Raw genomic sequence first — 20,003 nt, 5'->3', positions numbered from 1 at the left:
CCGCCTCCCGACTGCCCGACCGTACCGGCCCGGTGAGCCTCAGCTGCCGGTGCCGGTGAACCCGGGCGATCCGGCCGAGGGGACGAAGTCCGTCAGGGAGATGGTGTAGTCGCCCTGGTCGGGCCGGTAGGCGGTGCAGTACCGCGTGGGGTACCAGCCGGAGGTCCGCCAGGCCGCGGGCTGGGGGATGGAGTCGCAGGTGCGGTGGCCGGTGGCGGGGTCGCGGTGGCGTAGCAGGAAGTCCTTGGTGAGCATGGGTTCCATGAAGATGAGGCCGCCCGCGTACGCCCCGTAGATGAAGGTCTGGCCGGTGAGGGTTCCGGTCGTCGGCGGCCGGCTGTCCAGGTGCGCGCCCATGGCGCCTTCCGCGGTCTGCGGGCTGCTCGCGGGATAGCCGGCGGGCAGGTACGCGGCCGGGACCGGCCGGGCGGCCGTGGCGAGTTGGTCGCAGGCGATGAGCAGGGCGCAGCCGCCGGTGCGGATGCCCGTGCGGACTTCCTGGGGCACGAGGTAGAAGTGCACGTCGAAGTGGGGGACGTCGTAGCGGCCGTGCGGGTTGTGGCCGTGCGGGTTCCAGTTGAACAGGGCCCACTGGAAGGGCAGTCCGGCCGCGCCGGCCGGTGTGCCGGGCAGGGCGAGCTCGCGGCCGTGGCCGCCGACGCATTCGTGGACGGGGTCGGTGCTGCCGTCGGCGTCCGCGTCGTGGCAGTGCTTGCCGTCGGTGGGGGTGGTGGGCAGTGCGGTGAGGGCGGAGGCGGTGAGGGATATGCCGACCGCCCGGGGCATGCCGTTGCGGTATTCGCTGTACGTCCGTACCGTGCCGCGGCCGAGCGCGGCGGCCTGTCCGAGGCTGACGCAGGCGGCCGCCCCGGTACGGGCGCCGCAGACGGGCAGCCGGGCGGCCGGGCCGGAGCGCGACAGGTGGGCCGGGCGCTGCCAGATCGAGGGCAGGAGCGCGGCCAGCAGGGCGACGCAGGCCAGTCCGGCGGCGGTGGCGGGGCGGAGGATCCGGGGGGTGCTGTTCATACCGCGACGCTCCAGGAGGTGCGTGAGTTGAGTGCTGCGGCGTCCACTCCGGTGACCTGGAGGGTGCAGGACCTGATGCCGGCGAGGCTGTCCTCGGGCAGGACGTGGCGGATGTCGGTGAAGCCGTCGGGGGCGAGGGCCTCGACCTCGCGGAGCACCGGGTCGGGTTCCATGCGGCGGTGGGCGGCGAGCAGGCGGGTGGTCTGCGGCAGTCGGGCGGACTCGTACCGGTCGAGGGCCTCGTCCACGTCGTGGTGGGCGAGTTCGTACGCGAGGACGCGCGCGTCGACGACGGCCTGCGAGGCGCCGTTGGAGCCGGTCGGGTAGACGGGGTGGGCGGCGTCGCCGAGCAGGACGACGCGGCCGTCCCGCCACGTCGGCAGCGGGTCCCGGTCGATCATCGGGTAGCGGGCGATGCGGGGGGCCGCGGCGATGACGGCGTGGAGGTCGAGGAAGTCGCTGCGCCAGCCGTCGATGTGGGCCAGTACGGTCTCCGGCGGCACGGTGTCGCGCTCCCAGTCGGGGCCGCCGCGCGGGAGGTCGGCGTCCGCGTCGTCGGTGCGGCTCTCCACGACCCAGTTGATGAGGCAGCGGCCGTGCGCGTCGGGTCGGGAGACGGCGTAGGCGACGGCCTTCACCCTGCTGTTGCAGCCGATGATGACCATCGTGCGGCCGTCGAGGAACGGGACGGTCTCGGTGATGCCGCGCCACATGCATATCCCGTTGCGCAGCGGCGGACCCTCGTCGGGGTACATGGCCGCGCGTACCCCGGAGTTGATGCCGTCCGCGCCGATGAGGAGGTCGCACGGGACCGGTTCGCCGCGGCCCTCCAGGAGGGCGCGCACGGGGCTGCGGTCCCGGCCCGGCCCGCCGGTGTCGTAGCCGGCCAGACGGCTGCCGGTGAGCAGCGCGTCCGGGCCGAGCCGGTCGCGCACTGCGGTGAGCAGCAGTTCCTGGAGGCGGGCCCGGTGCACCGAGAACTGGGGCCAGTTGTAGCCGGCGCCGCGGCCGCGCGGCTCGCCCCAGATCAGGCCGCCGTAGCGGTGGTGGTATTCGAGCCGGGCGGTCGCCACGGCGACTTCGCCGAGCGCTTCGCCCAGGCCCAGTTCGGTCAGTTCGCGCACGGCGGCGGGCTGCAGGTTGATTCCGGCGCCGACGGGGCGCAGTTGCGGGCAGGATTCCACGATCAGTACGTCGTCCAGCCCCGCAGCGTGGAGGCTGAGGGCGGTCGTCAGTCCGCCGATTCCGGCACCGGCTATCAGGATGCGCGGAGGATTCCTTCTGCCGTACCGAGACATTCTCGCTACCTCCAGGGAAGACCTCTTCAGCCCAAAAATGCGGTAGTTCGGCGAGGAGCACAACCCCGGGACCGGCAAAAGGCAAAATGTGCAGGTCAACGAGGAACGGTCACCCGATTAGCGTACGGCCGAGTGCCGCCTGATGGGTGACATGGCTTTAATCGGGTGTCGGCAACAGAAAGGCTGCGACATGCATCACGAGACGTTCGAACCGTGCGACGTCCAGCGCCTCCAGCATGCTGTTGACTACGCCCTCCACGCCTCCAGGAAATCGCTGGACTATCTCCTGCCGCCGTGGATGCCGGGCGATCTCAAACGGGAAATAGGAAGTGGCTGCGTTGTTTCACACTGCGCGACGTTGCTGTTCCCGGAAACGGTCGATTCCGCCCTCGACTACTTCGAGGAAAACGGCTGGGTCGCCTCGACCACCATACCGAGCGTGCTCGTGAAGCGCCGTCTGGTGGAGCGCCATTGGCTGCCGGAGGACGTGGACATACGGGTGACGCGCCTGCACGTCACCGCGGGCCCGTCCCCGGACGTCGAGGTCTTCCTCTTCCCGCGGTCCAGCCCCGCCTACAAGGAGGACGTCGGCGAGAAGGAGCGCGTCCACGGCTTCGAGAACCACGTGGGCCTGTTCATGGAGCGGGCCGAGGAGAGCACCCTGACCCGGCTCGCGGACCGGTTGGAGACGAGCGGCCGAATGGTGTACGAGGGGTCGGCCCACAACCCGCACGAGAACACCACCATGCTGTACTTCGCCCCCAGCGCCCCCGTGGCGCGGGTGCGCCGCCGCTTCCCCCGGTGGGAACTGCAGTGCGGGGGCGACCTGTCGGCGTCCGCGGCGCGGCGGCCGGTGCGGACGCAGGCGCTGAGCCGCGCCTACGCGGCGCTCAAGGCGAACCACGTGCCCGTGGACTTCATCATGACGCGGGCTGCCCGGCGTCCCGTTCCGGTGGCGGTGCCCGAGAGCTGACCCGCCGCCCGCCTCCGCGCGCTCCCCGCCTCCGGACCCGGTCCGGCGGCGGGGAGCGCGCGTGCGCGGTCACGCGAGGGAGACCGGGAGCCGGTGCACTCCGTAGAGGTCCATCCCGGTGCGCAGCGGGACCTCGGCGGGCGGTACGGCCAGGCGCAGCGCCGGGAAGCGGCGTACGAGGGCGGGCAGGGCGACGCGCATCTCGACGCGGGCGAGTTGGGCGCCCAGGCACTGGTGGATGCCGTGGCCGAAGCCGAGCTGCCCGGTTGCCCTGCGGCGGATGTCGAGGGTGTCGGGGTCGGGGAAGCGCTCCGGGTCGCGGTTGGCGGCCTCGACGGACAGGGTGACGGTCGCCCCCGCCCTGATGGTGCGGCCGTCCAGCTCGATGTCCGCGAGGGCCACCCGGACCATGGTGTGGGCGACGCTGAGGTAGCGCATCAGTTCCTCGACGGCACTGTCGGCGAGGCCCGGATCGGCGCGCAGGGCGGCGAGTTGCTCCGGATGGGTGAGCAGGGCGAAGGTGCCGTGGGCGAGCATGTTGGCCGTGGTGTCGAGGCCGGCGCCGAGCAGGAAGCCGCCCAAGCCCGCGAGTTCCTCCTCGGTGAGGTCGCTGGCGGTGAGGTCGCCGAGCAGGTCGTCCGTCGGCGCTGCACGCTTGGCGCGGACCAGGTCGAGCATGTACTGCTGCATGCCCGTCACGGCCGCGATCCGGTCCTCGGGGCTCGCGTCCGGGCTCATCAGGGTGTGGGTGTGGGACTGGAAGGTGTCCCGGTCGGCGAACGGGACGCCGAGCAGTTCGCAGATCACGAGGGCGGGGACGGGCTGGGCGAAGGCCGGGACCAGGTCGGTCTCGGTACCGCCGCGCGCCATGGCCTCCAGGTGGTCGGCGGTGGTCTCCTCGACCCGCTCGGCGAGCAGGCGCATGCGGCGGACGGTGAACCGGCCGGCGAGCAGCCGCCGGTAGCGGGTGTGCTCGGGGGCGTCGATCCCGGTCATGTCGCCGACCGGCGCCGGGGGCCGCGGGCCGGCGGGGCCGCCCGGTAACGGAAGGTGCATCAGCTCGTACCGGGAACTGCACCGGGGGTCGGCGAGGACCGCGCGGGTCGGACCGTATCCCGTGACCAGCCAGCCTTCGTGTCCGTCGGGATAGAGCATCCGGCTGACGGGGAGATCGAGCGGCCGGACCCGGCCGAGGTCGGCTGGCGCGCCGCCGCGCGGGCCCTCGTCCGCGACGCCCACGGCATGACCCTGCGACACCCCTGGCTCATCACCGCCGTCAGCACGCACTTCGTCTACGGCCACGGCATGGCCCGCCTCCAGGGCCACAGCTACGCGGTCTACGAGGCCGCGGGCTTCACCGGCCCCGACCTCGACTGGGCCGTGAACACCGCCGTCACCTTCCTCGCGGGCGCGGCCGTCGACGACGCGGTCAAGGCGGCGATGGTACGGGCGCGGATCCGCCCGGGCCGGGGCGAGGAGGGCGGCGCCGAAGAGGACGTCGTGTCCTGGGCGACCGGGATCGCGTCCCAGTACCCGCGGCTGCGCGCCCGCCTGGAGGCGCAGGCGGTCGAGGACCCGGCCGAGGCGGCGCGCCGGAAGTTCGAGTTCGGGGTCGAGGCCATTCTCGACGGCCTCGAAGCACGCCTCGTCGCCACCGGCACCGCCGCTGCCACCGCGCCCTCCGCCACCACCGCCCCCGGCCCGGACGGCGGTGACCTGCGGCCACAGCACTAGCATGGGGGCCGGGGTGTGAACGGCTGTCAGGGGGAAGCGTGGACATCGGCGCTGTGGTCGTCGCAGTGGTCGGCATGGCCGGCACGCTGGGGGGAGCCTTCCTCACCCAGCGTGCCGCAGAACGGGCGAAGGCCCGGGAGCTGGACCTGCTCCGCGCCCAGGAGCAGACCCGCGACGACCTGCTGCTGCGGCGCACCTGCTACGCGGAACTCAACCGGGACGCCCGCCAGTTCACCACCGCGCTCACCCGCCACCTGCACCTCCTGCGCGACGGTTGCGTCGAGGACGCCGACCGGGAGGCACTCGACGAGGCGAAGCGGGCCCACCGGGACCGGTACTCCGAGGCGCAGATGGTCGCCCCCGACGAGGTGCTCGCCCGCGCGAGTGCCGTCAACCAGGCCCTGAACGAGGTCTACGGCCGGGTCAAGCTCCTGGAACGCGGCGACGCGGCCGCACCGGAGGACACCTTCGACGTCGTGGCTGCGGCCCGGGACGGGATCTGGGAACTGCTGCGGGACATGCGCGCCGCCATGCGCCACGACCTCGGGGTGTCCCCCGCCGGGTGACGGCGCCGCCGCACCGGCGCACGGGTCCCGGACGCGTCGACCGTGCACCGCTTGACCCTCCCCCTACGTCAGGCTCCAGGCTCGGTGCGACGGAACGGAAAGGTCGTTTCATGAGTTATTCGGTCGGGCAGGTGTCCGGATTCGCCGGGGTCACCGTGCGCACCCTGCACCACTACGACAAGGCGCAGCTGCTGTCGCCCAGCGAGCGCAGTCCCGCCGGCTACCGGCGCTACGGCGACGCGGACCTGGCGCGGCTCCAACAGATCCTCTTCTACCGCGAACTCGGCTTCACGCTCGACGAGATCCGGACGATCATGGCCGATCCCGAAGCGGAGGCCCTGACCCACCTGCGGGAGCGCCACCGGTCGCTGAAGGAGCAGATCACCCGCCTGCAGAGCCTGGTGGAGGTCGCCGAGCGGGCGATCGAGGTGCAGCAGACCGGCGTACGGCTCACCCCGCAGGAGCGGTTCGAGGTGTTCGGGGAGGTCGCGTTCGACCTGAGCTACGCGACGGACGCGCACCTGAAGTGGGGCGGGAGCGAGGGCCACCGGCAGTCCATGGCCCGGGCGGCCGCCCACACCAAGGACGACTGGCGCACCCTGATGGCCGAGGCGGCGGGCTGGCGGCGAGCGCTCGTCGCGGCCTTCGAGGACGGGGCCGCCTGCGACAGCCCCCGCGCCATGGACCTCGCCGAGGAGCACCGCGGGCACATCGGCCGTTGGTTCACCCCGTGCCCGCCGGAGATGCACTGCCGGATCGCGGACGAGTACGTCGAGGACGCGCGCGCCTTCGCCCTCGTCGTGCCCGCCCCCGAGCAGCGGCCGGGGCTCGACCAGTACCTGCGGGACGCCGTCCACGCCAACGCGGGGCGGGTGGGGACACGATGAGGGTACTGATCCTGGCGGCCGGCTCGTACGGCGACGTCGCCCCCTACACCGGGGCGGGCCGCCGGCTGCTGGACGCCGGCTTCGACGTCACCCTGGCGGCGCCCGAGCAGTTCGCGGCCCTGGTGGAGCGGGCCGGGCTGGACTTCCGGGGGATCGCGGCCGACCCGACCGGGGGGCCCGACGGCGGCGGGGGCATGATGCGCCGGGCCTCCGTCTTCATGCGGGAGCTCGGGCAGGGCCTGGCAGCGATCGCCCCGTCCGCCGCGGCGGGCGGCGGGGCCGGAGGGGCGGACCTCCTGCTGCTGTCCACGACGACGGCGCCGCTCGGCTGGCACCTGGCCGAGGCCCTGGGCGTACCGGCCCTGGGCGCGTACCTCCAGCCGGTGGCCCCCACGACCCGCTTCCCACCCGTGGTCGCCGCCGGCCGTTCCCTCGGCCCGTGGGGGAACCGGGCCGCGGGCCGCCTCGCGCTGCGCGTGGTCGACCGGATGCACGCCGAGGCCGCGCGGGAGCTGCGCCGCACCCTGGGTCTGCCGCCGGCCGCCCAGCGGGCGGTGCGCGGGCGGCAGGACCGGGCCGGGTGGACGGTCCTGCACGGCTTCTGCTCCGCCCTGCTCCCCCGCCCGGACGACTGGCGGGCGGGCCTGGAGGTCGTCGGCAACTGGTGGCCGCACTGCCCGGACGACGCCGCGCTCCCGCCGGAGCTGGCCGACTTCCTGGACGCCGGACCGCCGCCGGTCTTCGTCGGCTTCGGCAGCATGGCGGCCGGAGAGGGCGAGCGGCTCGCCGACATGGCGGTACGGGCCCTGCGGGAGGCCGGGCTCCGCGGCGTCCTGCAGGCCGGCGCGGCGGGACTGCACGCCACCGGTGACGACGTCCTGGCCGTCGGAGAGGTGCCGCACCAGCTGCTCTTCCCCCGGACCGCGGCCGTGGTGCACCACGGGGGCGCCGGTACGACGGCCGCCGCACTGCGGGCGGGGGTGCCGGCGGTGCCGGTACCGGTCACGGCCGACCAGCCGTTCTGGGCCGGACGGGTCGCGGCCCTGGGCGCCGCCACCGCACCGATCCCGTTCGGGGAGCTCTCCGTGCCCGCCCTGGCCCGGGCGCTCCGCGACGCCGTGGAGGGGCAGGGGCACCGGGCCCGGGCCGCAGCCGCCGCCCGGCGGATCGCCGCCGAGGACGGGGCGGGGCACGTCGTCCGGGAGGTGGAGCGCCTGCTGTCCCGCTGACGGCCGGGACCACCGCGGGCCGGGCGGGGCGGGGCGGGCCGGGGCGGGGCGGGGCGGGGCGGGGCGGGGCGGGGCGGGCCGGAACGACCGCGGGCGGGCGCGGGCGACGACCCGTCCCGCAGCCCGCGCGGTTGCCGCCGGGCCGGCCGGGTGGGCGGTACCGGCGCCCGGGCGAGGCGGTCTTCCGGGCGGGCCCGGGGGTGGGGCAGGATGCCGACGCACCGGAACCCCGTCCGGACCCGCCGGGAACGGCGACCGGACCCGACCGCACCCCGGAGGCCCGTGTGGCACCGCAGGACCAGGCGAGGCGGGACGAGTTCTACCGCGACCCCTACCCCCGCTACACCCGGGCCCGCCGGGCCGAGGGCCTGGTGTACGTACCGGAGGCCGACGCCTGGCTGGTGGCGCGCGACCGGGACGTACGGGAGGTGCTGCGCCGCGCGGAGGACTTCTCCTCGGCGCACGCCCTCCTGCCGGACGTGCTGCCTTCGCCGGAGGCGCTCGGCGTGCTCGCGCGGGGATTCGAGCCGCGGCCCACCGTCGTCTCCTCGGACGGGGCAGCCCACCGCCGGCTGCGGGCCCCCCTGAGCCGGGGGCTGTCCGCGGCCCGGGTCGCAGCGGCCGTCCCGTACGCCCGCACCTGCGCGCAGGAACTGGTGGACGCCTTCGCCGCCGACGGTCGCGCGGAGCTGGTGGCGGCGTACGCGCGCCGGCTGCCCGGGCTGGTGATCGGACGGCTGATCGGGCTGGACCCGGCGGACGCGCCCGCCGCCGTGCACGGCGGCTACCGGGCCGAGGAGCTGGCCTTCCGCCCCCTCCCGCCGCAGGCGCAGGCGGCGGCCGCCGAGGACGTGGTCGGCCTCCAGCACCTGCTGGACCGTCTCGCCCGTGACCGGCGTACCCGCCCCCGCGACGACCTGTGCTCGGAGCTGGTGGCCGCGGTGGCACCCGGGGACGCGGAGTTGACCCTCGACCAGCGCCACGAGCTGGTGGCGGCCCTGCAGAACCTGCTGATCGCCGGCTTCCTGACGACGAGCGCGCTCCTCGCCACCACCCTGCTGCACCTGCTGGCCGACCGGGAGCAGTGGCGGATGCTGTGCGCCGACCCGGCTCTGATCCCGGGCGCGGTGGAGGAGGGCGCCCGCTTCGACGCGGCCGTCCAGGCCTTCCGCCGCACCACGACCCGGCCGGTGACGCTCGCCGGGACCGAGCTGCCCGCCGGCGCCACCCTGCTCGTGGCGTACGGGTCAGCCAATCGCGACGGGCAACGGTACGAGCGGCCCCGGGATTTCGACGTCCGACGCCCGGCGGACCGGGGCCACCTGGCGTTCGGGCACGGCCCGCACGGCTGCCCGGGATCGCGGCTGGCCCGGGAGCAACTGCGCCTGACACTGGAGCTGCTGACCCGCCGGATGCCGGACCTGCGGCTGGCAGCGGACCGGCCGCCGCCGCGGATGCGCCCGACCCTGATCCACCGCTCGCCGGAGGTGCTGCACGTGACCTGGTAGGCCCGTCGGTCAGGCCTCGAAGCGCCAGTGCTGCCAGGCGTACGGGCCGCAGTTGCGGAGGTTGATGCCCGCGTGCTCGTTCGGGTCGCCGCTGTTCTGGATGCTCAGGCACTGGTTGTTGACCTGGGTGCGCAGCCAGGCGCCGTCGGTCCGCCACTGCTGGTTGGGCAGGCCGTGGCAGTCGCCGACCGCCTGGGCGGCGGCGTCGACCTCACCGTTGCGGACGTCGAGGCAGTGGAGTTCGGCCAGGTTGCGCAGCTTGCCGGCGTCCCAGTACCAGAGCTGGTTGCCGGTGCCGCGGCAGGTCTGCACCTCGACGTTGTCGCCGTTGGAGGCGAGGCACTTGGCGTTCAGGGCCGTGACGATCCGGAAGGTGTTCGCCGCGTGGGCGGGCGGCGCGGTCAAGAGGAGGGGCAGGGCGGCGAGGAGGAGCGCGGGAAGGCCGCGCAGCAGCTTCTTGATCACGGTCGTGGGTCTACCGGGCCGGGGCGGGGCGGCGACAGGGCGGCGGGGGGCGACTCACCCGGACGGACGAGTGCCTTCACCGCAGAAACGGTCATGTGCCGCAGGCCCGGCGGGGCCGGTGGCCCGCCCGTACGCGGCCCGTACACGGCAGTACGCGGTCGCGGCCCGCGGCCCCGTGCCGTTGCCTCGCGGGCCCCTTGATCGTTCAGCGTCCGACGGGTGGTCATCGGCGGAGCGGGTCGAGGGGTTGTGGTGCGGGTGCGGCGCAGGGCGGTACTGAAGGCGGTGTCCGGTGGCGTACTGACGGCCCTGCCGGCAGCGGCCCCGGCCGGGGCCGCTGCGGGCGACGGGACGGCGGCCGACGGGGCGCCTGGGGCTCCGGTCGCGCGGGCCGCGGCCGGCGCCCCGGTCAGGCTCCGGTTCACGGCGGCGACCAACGGCGCGGCGACCGCCACCGCCTCGGGCGACCGCGTCATCGCCGAGGTGCAGAACGTCCTCTGGGCGGTGCCCCCGGACGGCGGCGCCGCGACCCCCCTCACCCCGCCGGACCTGGAGCCGTGCCGCCCGGTGTTCTCCCCCGACGGTCGCCAGGTCGCGATGGCCGCCTACCGTGGCGGTGCCTTCCACATCTGGGTGATGAGGCCCGACGGTTCCGGGCTGCGGCAGCTGACCGACGGCATGTTCGACCACCGGGCCCCTGCCTGGTCACCCGACGGGCAGACCCTCGCCTTCTGCTCCGAGCGCGGCGGCGATCCGGTGGCGGGCAGCCCGTACCGGATCTGGACGGTCGGCGTCCGCGACGGGCGGCTGCGCCGGCTGACCGGGCCGACCGGGCCGACCGGCCAGGACGACAGCTCCGGCCGGGCGGCGGAGTGGGAGGACTACGACCCCGCCTGGTCCGCGGACGGCACGCGGGTCCTCTTCGTACGCGGCACCGTCGAAGGGGACGCCCTCACCGCCCGGACCCTGGCCTCCGTCGCGGCCGGGGGCGAGGGGCCCGTACGCGTCGAGCACACCGCCGCCGAGGGGCGGCTGCTCGCCCCGTCGGTGTCCCCGGCCGGGCGGACCGCCTGGCTGTGCGCGCTGCCCGGACCGCGCCGGGCCGAGGCGATGACCCTGTTCGTGGACGGCCGCCGGGTCCCCCTCGAAGGGGACCTCGCCCCCGCTCCCCCGCGCTGGATCGGCGACGACGACCTGCTCGTCACCCTCGACGGCCGGTTCCGGGTGATCCGCCCCCACCGGGACCACACCGGCCGCGAGATCGCCCTCGACGCGGTCCTGGAGGTGCAGCGGCCCCGGCCGCGGGTCAAGGAGTACGTCCTGGAGGCCGAACGGAAGCAGCCCGTACGGGGGATCCACCTGCCCTGCCTGTCGCCCGACGGCCGCACCGTGGCCTTCGCCGCCCTCAACTCCCTGTGGACCGTGCCCGTCGACGGCGGCACCCCGCGCAGGATCCTGCGGTCCCCCGCCACCGCCTACGTGCAGGGCCCCGTGTGGACCCCGGACGGCACGGCCCTGCTCTACACCGACGACCGGTCCGGCCTGAACACGGTGCGCCGCCTGGACCCGGCGACCGGCCGGGACACGGTCCTCGCCCCCGGCGGCCGCGTCTACGGGATCCTCTCCCCGGACGGCGGACGGCTCGCGGTCCTGGACCTGGCCGGCCGGCTCCTCGTCCGCGACCTGGCCACCGGCACCGACACCCCGCTGGTCGCGGCGCTCGGCGGGGGCGGCCTGCCCGGCCGGCCCAGCTGGTCGCCCGACGGCCGGTACCTCGCGCTCTGCGACCGCAACCGGCTGAACCGGCGCTTCCGCGAGGGGTACAACGTCATCCGGATCGTCGACACGCAGACCGGGAAGGACCGGCTGCACGCGCTCGCCCCGCACACCTCGCTCTCCGACCGGTACGCCAGCGGGCCCGTCTGGTCACCCGACGGCCGCCACCTGGCCTGCGTCGGCGAATCCGCCCTGTGGCTGCTGCCCGTGCGCCCGGACGGCACTCCCTCCGGCCCGGCCCGCAGGCTGAGCGACGAACCCGCCGACCATCCGTCCTGGTCGGCGGATTCGCGCACGCTGCTGTACCAGTCGGGGGCCCGGCTGCGGCTGCTCGCCCTGGACGCGGCCGGCCGGGCCGCCGGCGCGCCGCGCACCGTGCCGGTCGTGCTGTCGTACCGGCGGCCCGCCCCCGTCGACACGGTCGTGCACGCGGGACTGCTGTGGGACGGCACCGGGGCGGCACCCCGCGCCGACGCCGACGTCATCATCAGCGGCGGCCGGATCACCGCCGTCGAACCGCACCGGCCGGCGCGCACCCGGCGGGCGGGCCGGCTCGTCGACGCGTCCGCCGCGACGGTGCTGCCCGGCCTGTGGGACGCGCACGTCCACTCGTACCCGTACACCTACGGGGCCCGCCAGGGCCTGCTCCAGCTCGCGTACGGCGTCACCACCACGGTCTCGCTCGGCGGCTCCGCCCACGAACAGGCCCGGCTCCGCGAGGACATCCGGGCCGGACTGCTCACGGCTCCTCGCCTGCTGGCCGGCGGGGAGCTGCTCGACGGGCCGCGCGTGGCCTACAGCATGGGCCGCGCCCACCGCACCCGCGAGGGCTTCGCGAGGACCCTCGAACGCGCCGCGGAGCTGGACTGGGACTTCGTCAAGACGTACGTGCGCGCCCCCTACCGGCAGATGGAGGAGGCGGCGGTCTTCGCCCACGAGCGGCTGGGCGTCCTGGCCGGATCGCACCTGTGCGCGGCGGGGATCCAGTCCGGGCAGGACCTGACCACGCACCTGGTGGCCACCGAGCGCGCCGAGTACGGGCACGGCTGCACCCCGGGGGGCCGCACCCACCAGGACACGGTGGCGGTGTACGCGCAGGGCGGTTTCGACCTGATCGCCACCCCGTTCACCGCGCTGCCGCTGCTCGGCGCCGACCCGGCGGCGGCCGCGGACCCGCGGGTGACGGCGCTGATGCCGCCCTGGGACGTCGAGGAGGTGCGGGTGGCCGCGGCACAGCCGCCGACCGCCGAGCAGCTCACCGTCCTGGAGCGGGAGGTCGACACGTACCGGCAGGTCCTGCGGGACGGCGGCCGGGTGGCGCTCGGCACGGACGCCCCGCTGGTCCCGGTCGGCCTCCACCTGCACCTGGGTCTGCGGGCGCTGGTCCGGTACGGGCTGACCCCGGCCGAGGCGCTGACGACGGCGACGCGCACCCCGGCCCGTGTGTTCGGGGTGGCGGAGCACCTCGGCACGGTGGAGCCGGGCAGGCTGGCCGACCTCACGCTCGTCGACGGCGACCCCTTCACGGACTTCGCCGCGCTGATCCGGATCCGGGCCGCGCTGCGGGGCGGGGTGCTGTTCGAACGCCGGGCCCTGGAGGCCTCGGTCCCGGAGGCCGTCGGCTCGGCGACCCGCGGTGCCGGTTCTGCGGACGCGGGTACGGAGTCGGAGGAATGGCTCGCGGTGACCCGGCAGATGCTGCGGGACGGCTGCTGCCACATGTGACGGACAGAGGGTCCTCATAGGGCCGCAGAGGGTCTCAGAGGGTCTCAGAGGGTCTCCAGGAACTCCCGGACGGCGCGGGCGAAGCCCTCCGGGTCACCGAGCTGCACGAAGTGGTCGGTATCCAGGGGCCGGTACGTGGTCCGCGGGCGCCGGGCCAGCATCTCCAGGGCCTGTTCCTCGGGCAGCACCTGGCTCTTCCGCCCGTGGACCAGCAGTGCGGGGCACCTGCCGGCCAGCCACTGCGCCCAGTGGTCGCCGTGCACGGCGCGTTCGGAGTCGACGGTGTCCTGCGGGTGGAAGGGCAGCCGCCAGCCGCTGCCGTCGGGCAGGGGGCGCAGGGCCGGCGCCACCATCGGGCCGACGGGGCCGCAGGCGGCGATCAACTCCTCGCGGGTGGCGGCGGTGTAGGGGAAGCCGAGGACGAAGTCCAGCGGGCCCGTCCCGTCGTCGGGCAGGTCGGCCGGGGCGTCCACGTTGATCACGGCTTCGACGAGTCCGGGGTGCTCGGCGGCCAGGTGGTAGGCGTTGATGCCGCCGAGGGAATGGCCGAGGACGACGGCCCGGTCGAGGCGGAGGTGCCCGAGCAGCGCGACGAGGTCGGCGAGGTAGCCGGACCGGCCGTACTCGGGGGCCCGGTCGGAGTCGCCGTGCCCGCGCTGGTCGGGGGCGATGACGCGCCACTGCGGGGCGAGGGCAGCGGCGAGCGGCGTGAACGAGGCACCCTCGGAGAGGTGTCCGTGGAGGGCGAGGAGCGGGCGGCCCGGGCCGCCGGAGTCCAGGTAGGACAGGGTGCGGCCGTCGATGGTCAGTTCGGCGCGGAGCAGGTCGGCAGGCATGTCGGATCTCCCCGGTCGGGTGGTTGCGGATCAACGAGAGCGACTATACAGACGTTCTATACGGATGTTCAATACGCTTGTATTGATTCGCGGACGGGCCGGCCTGCCTCCACCGCTTGCTGTCCGAAGCGGTCGGCGGCGGGGCCGAGTTCCGGTTCGGCCACGAGGCCGTCGAGGCCGACGTGGTGGGGCACGATGACGACGCGCCCTGGTCGGCGCGTACGTGCTGGCCGGCGAACTCGCCGCGAGCCGCGGCGACATGGGGCCGGGCCGGCCGCGTACGGGCGGGAGTTGATGGCGAAGGCCGTCGAGCCGATCCACCGGCGCGGACGCCGTCGTGCTCAAGGAGTACGAGTCCGTTCAGGGCCTCCCGCGGCAACCAGCCCGGCTCGAAGGGCCGTTGGCCGCCGGGCCGGGTCCGCCTACGGGCGCCCGGCGGCGAGTTGCTCGCCCAGCGGGCTGCGCCCGTACAGGACCTGCCGGCCGTGCCGGGCCCGGGTGAGCAGCCCGGCCGCGTACAGCACGCGCAGGTGCTGGGAGACGGCGCTCGGCGTGACCCGCAGACGGCGGGCCAGCTCGATCGTGGCCAGCGGCTCCGCGAGCAGTCCGAGCAGCCGGGCCCTGGGCGCGCCGAGCAGCGGGACGAGGGCCTGCGCGGCCCCCGGACCGGCAGGCCCTGCGGTGCCGAGCGGACCGACGGGACCGAAGCGGCCGTCAGGATCGGCGAGATCGGTGGCCCGGGCGGATCCGGATCCGCCCGCGGCTGCGGCTGCGACCGCGGGAGCGGGTGGCCAGAGGGTCGCCACCCCGCGGCTCGGGTAGAGCAGCGAGGGCGGTTCGTCCGGGCCGACGGGCGGCGCCGGCTTGTGCGCGAACACGCACGGCACCAGCAGCAGGCCCCGGCCGGCCGCCCGTGCCTCGTACCCGCCGATGGTCCGGTGGATGCGCAGGACGCCCCGCGGCCCGCCGTCCTCCCAGCGCAGTTGGGGGTGCATGTCGGCGAAGAGCAGCCGGGCGCCGCCCCGGGCCAGTTGCCGCGCCCGGTAGGTCATGTCGGCTTCGGCGACCAGCCGGATCTGCGGCCACAGCGGTTGGACGGCGATCTCCCAGTACCGGTGGAGGAGTTCGCAGATGCGGTCGCGGAGCCCGGCGACCGCGGCGCCGTCGCGGGCGGGCGGCCCGTCCACGACCGCCCGCAGCACGTCGGGGAGCGGGTCCGGGGCGTGCGCGGCCAGCAGGTCGCGGCGGACCGTCTCGGGCGGGGTCCGGCGTACCACCGCCAACTCGTCCTCGAAGGCGGGTTCGAACGCCGTGGGCCGTGGGGTGAGGAAGTCGGGGAGGGTGAGGCGGTCCGCGACCAGGGCCATCAGCAGGCCGGTGTCGAGGGCGCCGAGCCGGACGAGGACGGACCGGCGCCACGGCAGGTGCAGCGCCGACACCCCGGGGTCGCGCAGGACGCGCAGGCTCAGGACGGTTTCGCTCAGGGGCGAGATGGCGAACCTCGTGTCGGCCAGGTCCTCGACACCGAGCTCGAAACTGATCATTAAGCCGTACGCTACATCAGTTGGCAGGGCGGGCCCGGTGCCGTGGACTTCCCTCCATGACCTCCCCGTTCCCCGCCCCCCTGCCGGACGCGGTCCCCGGAGCGGCCGGATGAGCCGCCGCCTGGTGCTGGTCCTGTCCCTGACCTGCGCCGTGGCCGTGGGCAACCTGTACTTCCCGCAGGCCGTCGGCCCCCTGATCGCCGCCGGGTTCGGCGTCCCCGCCGACGAGGCCGCACTGGTGGTCACCGCCACCCAGATCGGCTACACCGCCGGGATGGTCCTCCTGGTGCCGCTCGGCGACCGGATCCGGCACCGCCCGCTCCTCGTCGTCCTGCTCTCCCTCACCGGTCTGGCCCTGCTGGGCGCGGGCTGCGCCCCTGCCCTGCCGCCGCTCGTCGCCGCGAGCGCCCTGGTCGGGCTGACGACCGTGGCGGCGCAGATCATCGGCCCACTGGCGGCCGGCCTGGTCGCCCCCGACCGGCGGGGCGTGGTGCTCGGCACGCTGCTGAGCGGGTCGACCGGGGGCATGCTGCTGGCCCGTGCGTTCAGCGGGGTGCTGGGCGAGTGGCTGGGCTGGCGCGCCCCGTACCTGGTGGCCTCGGTCGTCACCCTGGTCCTGGCGGCCGTCCTGCGGCACGCGGTGCCGGACACCGCCCCGGACGCTTCCGCAGCCCCCCGCCCGTACGGCGCGTTCCTCACGGAGCCGCTGCGGCTGCTGCGCGCCGAGCCCGAGCTGCGCCGCTCCTGCTTCTACCAGGCCGCCGCCTTCGGCGGGTTCTCGGCCGTCTGGACGAGCCTGGCCCTGCTGCTGACCGGGCCGGTGTACGGGATGGGGGCGCAGGCGCTCGGCCTGCTGGCCCTGGTCGGCGGGGTCACCATGCTGTGCACCCCGCTCGCGGGGCGCCTCGTGGACCGGCACGGCCCGGACCTGGTGAACCTGGTCTCGCTGATCGGGGTCCTCGTGGCGGCCGCCGTCCTCGTGCCGGGCGGGCTCGGCGGCGCGGCCGGGCTGGCCGCGCTGACCGTGGGCACCCTGCTGATGGACACCGCCATGCAGTCCGGCTCCGTCGCCAACCAGTCGCGGGTGTACGCGCTGCGCCCGGACGCCCGCAGCCGGCTCAACACCGCCTACATGGCCTGCGCCTATTCGGGCGGCACCGCAGGTTCCTGGCTCGGCGTGCGCGCCCACACGTGGTGCGGCTGGCCCGGCGTGTGCGCGCTGCTCGGCCTGCTCGCCGGCGCCGCACTGCTCCGCCACCTGGCCGCGCGCCGCGGCCGGCCCGGCCCGACGGTCACGCCGTACGCGCAGGCCGGCGGGCCGCGCGGCAGGTGAAGCGGGCGGCAGGTGAAGGTGGCGAGGGCGGACCGCAGGTGAGGGCGGGCAGGGCGCGGGCGGAACTCGTCCGCCCCCGCGCCTTGTTATCCTCACGCGCCGCCCGGTCGGGCGCAGACGGTGGAAACGGGTGGGGTGGATGGACGGGAAGGGCGTGCCCGCCGGGCTCGCCGCGGTGGCGGACTCGGCCGCGGAGCTGATCTGCGGCGACGGCGGCAGCGTCACGGCGTACGAGGAACTGCTCGACGCGGTGGTCCGCCGGGCCGGACGGGACCGGGCCGGGCTCGCAGAGGCGCTGCGGCCGGTGGCGGACCGCTGGAGCGGGCCCCACCGGCCCCGGACGCGCGCGGCGCAGCGACTGCTGGCCGTCGTACGGGCCGCAGTGCAACCCGTCGATACCGAGCCGAGGGCTGCCGGGGTCGGCGGCGGGGGCTGGCTGGAGACCTGCCAGCACGAGGCCGCCCGCCTGGTGATCGACGAGCGCATCGCGGAGGTCTGCGGGTGGCTGCGGGACGGTGTGACCGTGCCCATGCTGCTGGCCGCGCCCAGCCGGGCCGGTGGTGCGGTGGACCCGCGCGACCTGGTCATGCGGCTCACCGAGTACGAGCAGGCGGGCGCCCGCCCCGGGCCTGCCGACCTCGGGCAGGCACTGCTGCGCTGCGGCGGCCCCGTCGACCGGGAAGTGCTGCGCGCGGCGGCGGAGTTGACGCTGCCCGAGGGGCCGCGGGTCACCGCGTGGCTGCGGCAGGGCGGGCTGCCCCGACCCGGGTGGACGGTGGAACAGGAGCCCGGTCCGCCGCAGCCTCCGAGCCGGCGGCGCGGGGCCCGGGTCGGGCGCCGGGTCCTGGTCGGCACCGGGGAACTGCCCGGGCGGGGCGACTTCCCCCGGACCTTCTGGCCGCTCTTCCGCCGGTTCGAGCCGCTGATCGGCTGCCAGCACCTGCTGCTCGGCCAGCGGGAGCGGCATGCTGCGGCCGTCCTGCCCTGGCACCCCGAGGTCGTCGCGGCGCGGATGCTGGCGGAGGTCGCGGCCACGGCCGACCAGGACGGGCCGGGTGGCGCGGGTGGCGCGGAGTTCCTGCCGGCGCTGGCGGCGAGCGAAGGGCCGCCGGGGCCCGCCGTGCACCTGGCCCTGGCGTACGGGCTCGGCGCCGGCGCCGACGTCGACCGGGCAGCAGCCGTGGCCGCGCTGGCCGCCCTCGCCGCGCGGGACCGCCTCGACGGTGCGCTGCTGGGCGGGGAGTTGGCCCGGCTGGTACTGCTCGGCACGCTGAGGCTGCCGGTCGTGACGGAGTCCCTCCGGGCGGCCGCCGGGACGGCAGCGGCCGGGGCGGCGGGCAGCAGCCGGGCGGGCGGGGGCGCCGGTGCGGTGTGGCCCGTGCTCGCCGCGGCGTTGCCCGGGCTGCTGGCGGCGGTCCGGGCGGGCGCCCTGCCCCGGCACCATCCGCCCCTGCTGGCCCTGGCCGCGGACTGCGCCCGTGACTCCGGGGCGCGCGGCACGGTCGCCGGGGTCGAGGAACTGGCGGGGCGCCCGGGCTCGTCGCAGGCGGTACGGGAGGCCCGCCGACTGCGGAACACCCTGGCGGGCGCGTAGCCCCCGCGACCTGCGTCCGCCTCCGCCCCGCCCCCGCCTGACCCGTGCCCGCCGGGGCAGGACCGCTGGCCGGGCAGCCGACGGCCGGCCCGCCCTGCCCCGCACCCGACCAGCTGGACGGCCGTCGAGGAAGCCGGCTGCACCGTACCGGACGGCCAGGACCCGGCAGGGCTACGGCGGGCTGTCCCGCGGCGGCCCGGCCGGCCCCGCTCCCCGGGGAGCGCGACGGCCCTCGCACGGTGCTGCGCACCGGGTCGGGTACGGAGTCGTACCCGCCCGGCGCGGCGGCAGGCCTCGGCGACGGGACGGCCTCCCGCTCGGGCGCCCCGGGATCCGGCCGCACGTTCAACCCACTGGTGCTGTGCACCTGCTGGTCACGGGAGGAGCCGGCCGAGACGGTCCTGCGCGGACACGACGAGGAGCCCGGCCGGCTGTACGCCCCGGCCCACGGCGCGGACCTGCTCGGCACCTTCGGCCTTCCGCGTGACCCCGGCCCGCACGCTCGGCCTGGCCACAGGGCGGCGTCCGGTCACGCCGAGCGTCGTGTCCGTGGGGCGGCCCTCACCGTGCCGGCCACGGGCCGGCCGGGCCCGCTCACCCGAGCCCTGAGGTCCTGAGGGCGTGCACCCGCGAAGCGGCGCCCGCCCGGGTCCCTGACTGCCTGCCCACGCTGGGCGTGCCGTCCGCACCGGACACGGCCCCCTCCCGCTCGTCCGGCCCGCGCGCACCCGCCTCGCCCCGCCCGTGCCGGCCCGGCCCCTCGTGCGGACGGGGCGTCAGCCCGCCGCGGCGGCGAAGGCTCCGGCGCGGGCCGCCGCGGCGGCCGCCCGCGCCGCCCGGCCCGGGAGGGCGGGGTCGGGTGCGGTGCGCATCAGCAGGAGTTCGTGGTAAAGGGGGGCGGTCGCGGCCACGAGCACGGCGCGGGGGGCGGTCTCCGCGGGGACTTCGCCACGGGTGGTCGCGCGGGCGACGACCACCGCGCAGCGCTCGTAGCGGTCCTCCCAGAAGCGGGTCAGCGCCCCGGCGGCCTCCGCCGAGCGGAAGGACGCGGCGATCAGGGCCGTGGTCAGGGTGGGGCCGGACGAGAGCGCCTCGTACACCTCCTGGTTGAGGGCGGTCAGGTCGCCCTCCAGCGTGCCGGTGTCCGCCGGCTGCCAGGTGTCGTCGGCCGCGGCGTCGAGGACGTCGGCGAGCAGGCCCCCCACGTCGCGCCACCGTCGGTAGACGGTCGTGCGGTGGACGCCGGCCCGTTCGGCGACGGCGTCCACCGTGAGGCCGTCGTACCCGGCTTCGAGGAGGAGCGCGCCGACGGCCTCGACGACCTGGGCGCGGACGCGGGCGCTGCGACCGCCGGTGCGGTGGCGGACGGTCGGCACGGAATTGCCGCTTGCGGGTGTGCTGGACTCCATGGCAGCATCTTAACGCAACATCTGTCGATTTAAGGAGTTCCCGGTGCTCATCTTCCGCAACCCGCGCCGCACCGTCCCGCACCCGCCCGCCACCGAACCC

The 20,003-nt window shown here is 75.9% G+C and carries 17 protein-coding genes; 10 read left to right on the top strand and 7 right to left on the bottom strand.

Annotated elements, in window-relative coordinates; genetic code table 11:
• Window positions 1-39: 39 nt before the first annotated feature.
• Complete coding sequence (locus ACZ4VL_RS10365; RefSeq protein ID WP_468198104.1) at window positions 40-1,026, bottom strand: hypothetical protein; 987 nt, start codon at window positions 1,024-1,026, stop codon at window positions 40-42.
• Window positions 1,023-2,324, bottom strand: coding sequence for an FAD-dependent monooxygenase (locus ACZ4VL_RS10360; protein WP_468198102.1), 1,302 nt, complete (start codon window positions 2,322-2,324; stop codon window positions 1,023-1,025). Before ACZ4VL_RS10360 ends, ACZ4VL_RS10365 begins: the two co-directional genes overlap by 4 nt.
• A gap of 358 nt (window positions 2,325-2,682) precedes the next feature.
• Here ACZ4VL_RS10360 and ACZ4VL_RS10355 point away from each other — a divergent pair, with 358 nt between their 5' ends.
• The gene (locus tag ACZ4VL_RS10355) at window positions 2,683-3,297 is read left to right on the top strand and encodes a hypothetical protein (RefSeq protein ID WP_468198100.1); all 615 of its coding nucleotides are present in this window, start codon (window positions 2,683-2,685) and stop codon (window positions 3,295-3,297) included.
• A gap of 69 nt (window positions 3,298-3,366) precedes the next feature.
• On the opposite strand, the gene ACZ4VL_RS10350 is transcribed toward ACZ4VL_RS10355, so the two are convergent.
• Complete coding sequence (locus tag ACZ4VL_RS10350; RefSeq protein ID WP_468198097.1) at window positions 3,367-4,536, bottom strand: cytochrome P450; 1,170 nt, start codon at window positions 4,534-4,536, stop codon at window positions 3,367-3,369.
• Here ACZ4VL_RS10350 and ACZ4VL_RS10345 point away from each other — a divergent pair.
• From ACZ4VL_RS10345 to ACZ4VL_RS10325, 5 genes are all read left to right on the top strand, one after another.
• On the top strand, window positions 4,432-5,031 hold the full coding sequence (locus ACZ4VL_RS10345) for a TetR/AcrR family transcriptional regulator C-terminal domain-containing protein (RefSeq protein WP_468198095.1): 600 nt from the start codon (window positions 4,432-4,434) through the stop codon (window positions 5,029-5,031). The two genes, ACZ4VL_RS10350 and ACZ4VL_RS10345, sit on opposite strands and share 105 nt — an antisense overlap.
• Window positions 5,032-5,069: 38 nt before the next feature.
• Complete coding sequence (locus tag ACZ4VL_RS10340) at window positions 5,070-5,597, top strand: hypothetical protein (protein WP_468198093.1); 528 nt, start codon at window positions 5,070-5,072, stop codon at window positions 5,595-5,597.
• Between the two features lie 110 nt (window positions 5,598-5,707).
• Window positions 5,708-6,484, top strand: coding sequence for a MerR family transcriptional regulator (locus ACZ4VL_RS10335; RefSeq protein WP_468198090.1), 777 nt, complete (start codon window positions 5,708-5,710; stop codon window positions 6,482-6,484).
• Window positions 6,481-7,713, top strand: a complete 1,233-nt coding sequence (locus tag ACZ4VL_RS10330; protein WP_468198088.1) for a glycosyltransferase — start codon at window positions 6,481-6,483, stop codon at window positions 7,711-7,713. The genes ACZ4VL_RS10335 and ACZ4VL_RS10330 overlap by 4 nt, the downstream gene beginning before the upstream one ends.
• A 284-nt stretch (window positions 7,714-7,997) precedes the next feature.
• Window positions 7,998-9,221 (top strand): cytochrome P450, encoded by a 1,224-nt coding sequence (locus ACZ4VL_RS10325; protein WP_468198086.1) that lies wholly within the window; start codon window positions 7,998-8,000, stop codon window positions 9,219-9,221.
• A gap of 9 nt (window positions 9,222-9,230) precedes the next feature.
• On the opposite strand, the gene ACZ4VL_RS10320 is transcribed toward ACZ4VL_RS10325, so the two are convergent.
• The gene (locus ACZ4VL_RS10320) at window positions 9,231-9,686 is read right to left on the bottom strand and encodes an RICIN domain-containing protein (RefSeq protein WP_468198084.1); all 456 of its coding nucleotides are present in this window, start codon (window positions 9,684-9,686) and stop codon (window positions 9,231-9,233) included.
• Window positions 9,687-9,971: 285 nt separating this feature from the next.
• Between ACZ4VL_RS10320 and ACZ4VL_RS10315 the strand changes: the two genes are divergently transcribed.
• Complete coding sequence (locus ACZ4VL_RS10315) at window positions 9,972-13,187, top strand: amidohydrolase family protein (RefSeq protein WP_468198081.1); 3,216 nt, start codon at window positions 9,972-9,974, stop codon at window positions 13,185-13,187.
• Between the two features lie 44 nt (window positions 13,188-13,231).
• Here ACZ4VL_RS10315 and ACZ4VL_RS10310 read toward each other — a convergent pair whose 3' ends face one another.
• Together ACZ4VL_RS10310 and ACZ4VL_RS10305 are read right to left on the bottom strand one after the other, a co-directional pair.
• Complete coding sequence (locus ACZ4VL_RS10310) at window positions 13,232-14,023, bottom strand: alpha/beta fold hydrolase (protein WP_468198079.1); 792 nt, start codon at window positions 14,021-14,023, stop codon at window positions 13,232-13,234.
• A 422-nt stretch (window positions 14,024-14,445) separates the two neighbouring features.
• Window positions 14,446-15,567 (bottom strand): ArsR/SmtB family transcription factor, encoded by a 1,122-nt coding sequence (locus ACZ4VL_RS10305; protein WP_468198076.1) that lies wholly within the window; start codon window positions 15,565-15,567, stop codon window positions 14,446-14,448.
• Between the two features lie 109 nt (window positions 15,568-15,676).
• Here ACZ4VL_RS10305 and ACZ4VL_RS10300 point away from each other — a divergent pair, with 109 nt between their 5' ends.
• The 3 genes from ACZ4VL_RS10300 to ACZ4VL_RS10290 all read left to right on the top strand — a co-directional run bounded on the left by ACZ4VL_RS10300 (window position 15,677) and on the right by ACZ4VL_RS10290 (window position 19,111).
• A complete protein-coding gene (locus tag ACZ4VL_RS10300) occupies window positions 15,677-16,900 on the top strand; it encodes an MFS transporter (protein WP_468198074.1) in 1,224 nt (407 codons plus the stop codon).
• A 139-nt stretch (window positions 16,901-17,039) separates the two neighbouring features.
• The gene (locus ACZ4VL_RS10295) at window positions 17,040-18,494 is read left to right on the top strand and encodes a hypothetical protein (RefSeq protein ID WP_468198071.1); all 1,455 of its coding nucleotides are present in this window, start codon (window positions 17,040-17,042) and stop codon (window positions 18,492-18,494) included.
• A gap of 239 nt (window positions 18,495-18,733) precedes the next feature.
• Complete coding sequence (locus ACZ4VL_RS10290; RefSeq protein WP_468198069.1) at window positions 18,734-19,111, top strand: hypothetical protein; 378 nt, start codon at window positions 18,734-18,736, stop codon at window positions 19,109-19,111.
• A gap of 159 nt (window positions 19,112-19,270) precedes the next feature.
• Here ACZ4VL_RS10290 and ACZ4VL_RS10285 read toward each other — a convergent pair whose 3' ends face one another.
• Entirely contained in the window at window positions 19,271-19,903 is a 633-nt protein-coding gene (locus tag ACZ4VL_RS10285; protein WP_468198067.1) for a TetR/AcrR family transcriptional regulator, read from the bottom strand.
• Window positions 19,904-20,003: the final 100 nt, after the last annotated feature.

This window comes from Streptomyces sp. NPDC029014 (genome assembly GCF_055564695.1).
The sequence above is the reverse complement of the archived record's forward strand: the minus strand, read 5'-3'. Positions and strand labels throughout refer to the sequence as shown.

Coding starts and splice junctions, on each gene's coding strand:
- ACZ4VL_RS10300 (WP_468198074.1), top strand. CDS start 15,677: ATGAGCCGCCGCCTGGTGCTGGTCCTGTCCCTGACCTGCGCCGTGGCC.
- ACZ4VL_RS10295 (WP_468198071.1), top strand. CDS start 17,040: ATGGACGGGAAGGGCGTGCCCGCCGGGCTCGCCGCGGTGGCGGACTCG.
- ACZ4VL_RS10335 (WP_468198090.1), top strand. CDS start 5,708: ATGAGTTATTCGGTCGGGCAGGTGTCCGGATTCGCCGGGGTCACCGTG.
- ACZ4VL_RS10360 (WP_468198102.1), bottom strand. CDS start 2,324: ATGTCTCGGTACGGCAGAAGGAATCCTCCGCGCATCCTGATAGCCGGT.
- ACZ4VL_RS10305 (WP_468198076.1), bottom strand. CDS start 15,567: ATGATCAGTTTCGAGCTCGGTGTCGAGGACCTGGCCGACACGAGGTTC.
- ACZ4VL_RS10310 (WP_468198079.1), bottom strand. CDS start 14,023: ATGCCTGCCGACCTGCTCCGCGCCGAACTGACCATCGACGGCCGCACC.
- ACZ4VL_RS10285 (WP_468198067.1), bottom strand. CDS start 19,903: ATGGAGTCCAGCACACCCGCAAGCGGCAATTCCGTGCCGACCGTCCGC.
- ACZ4VL_RS10365 (WP_468198104.1), bottom strand. CDS start 1,026: ATGAACAGCACCCCCCGGATCCTCCGCCCCGCCACCGCCGCCGGACTG.
- ACZ4VL_RS10330 (WP_468198088.1), top strand. CDS start 6,481: ATGAGGGTACTGATCCTGGCGGCCGGCTCGTACGGCGACGTCGCCCCC.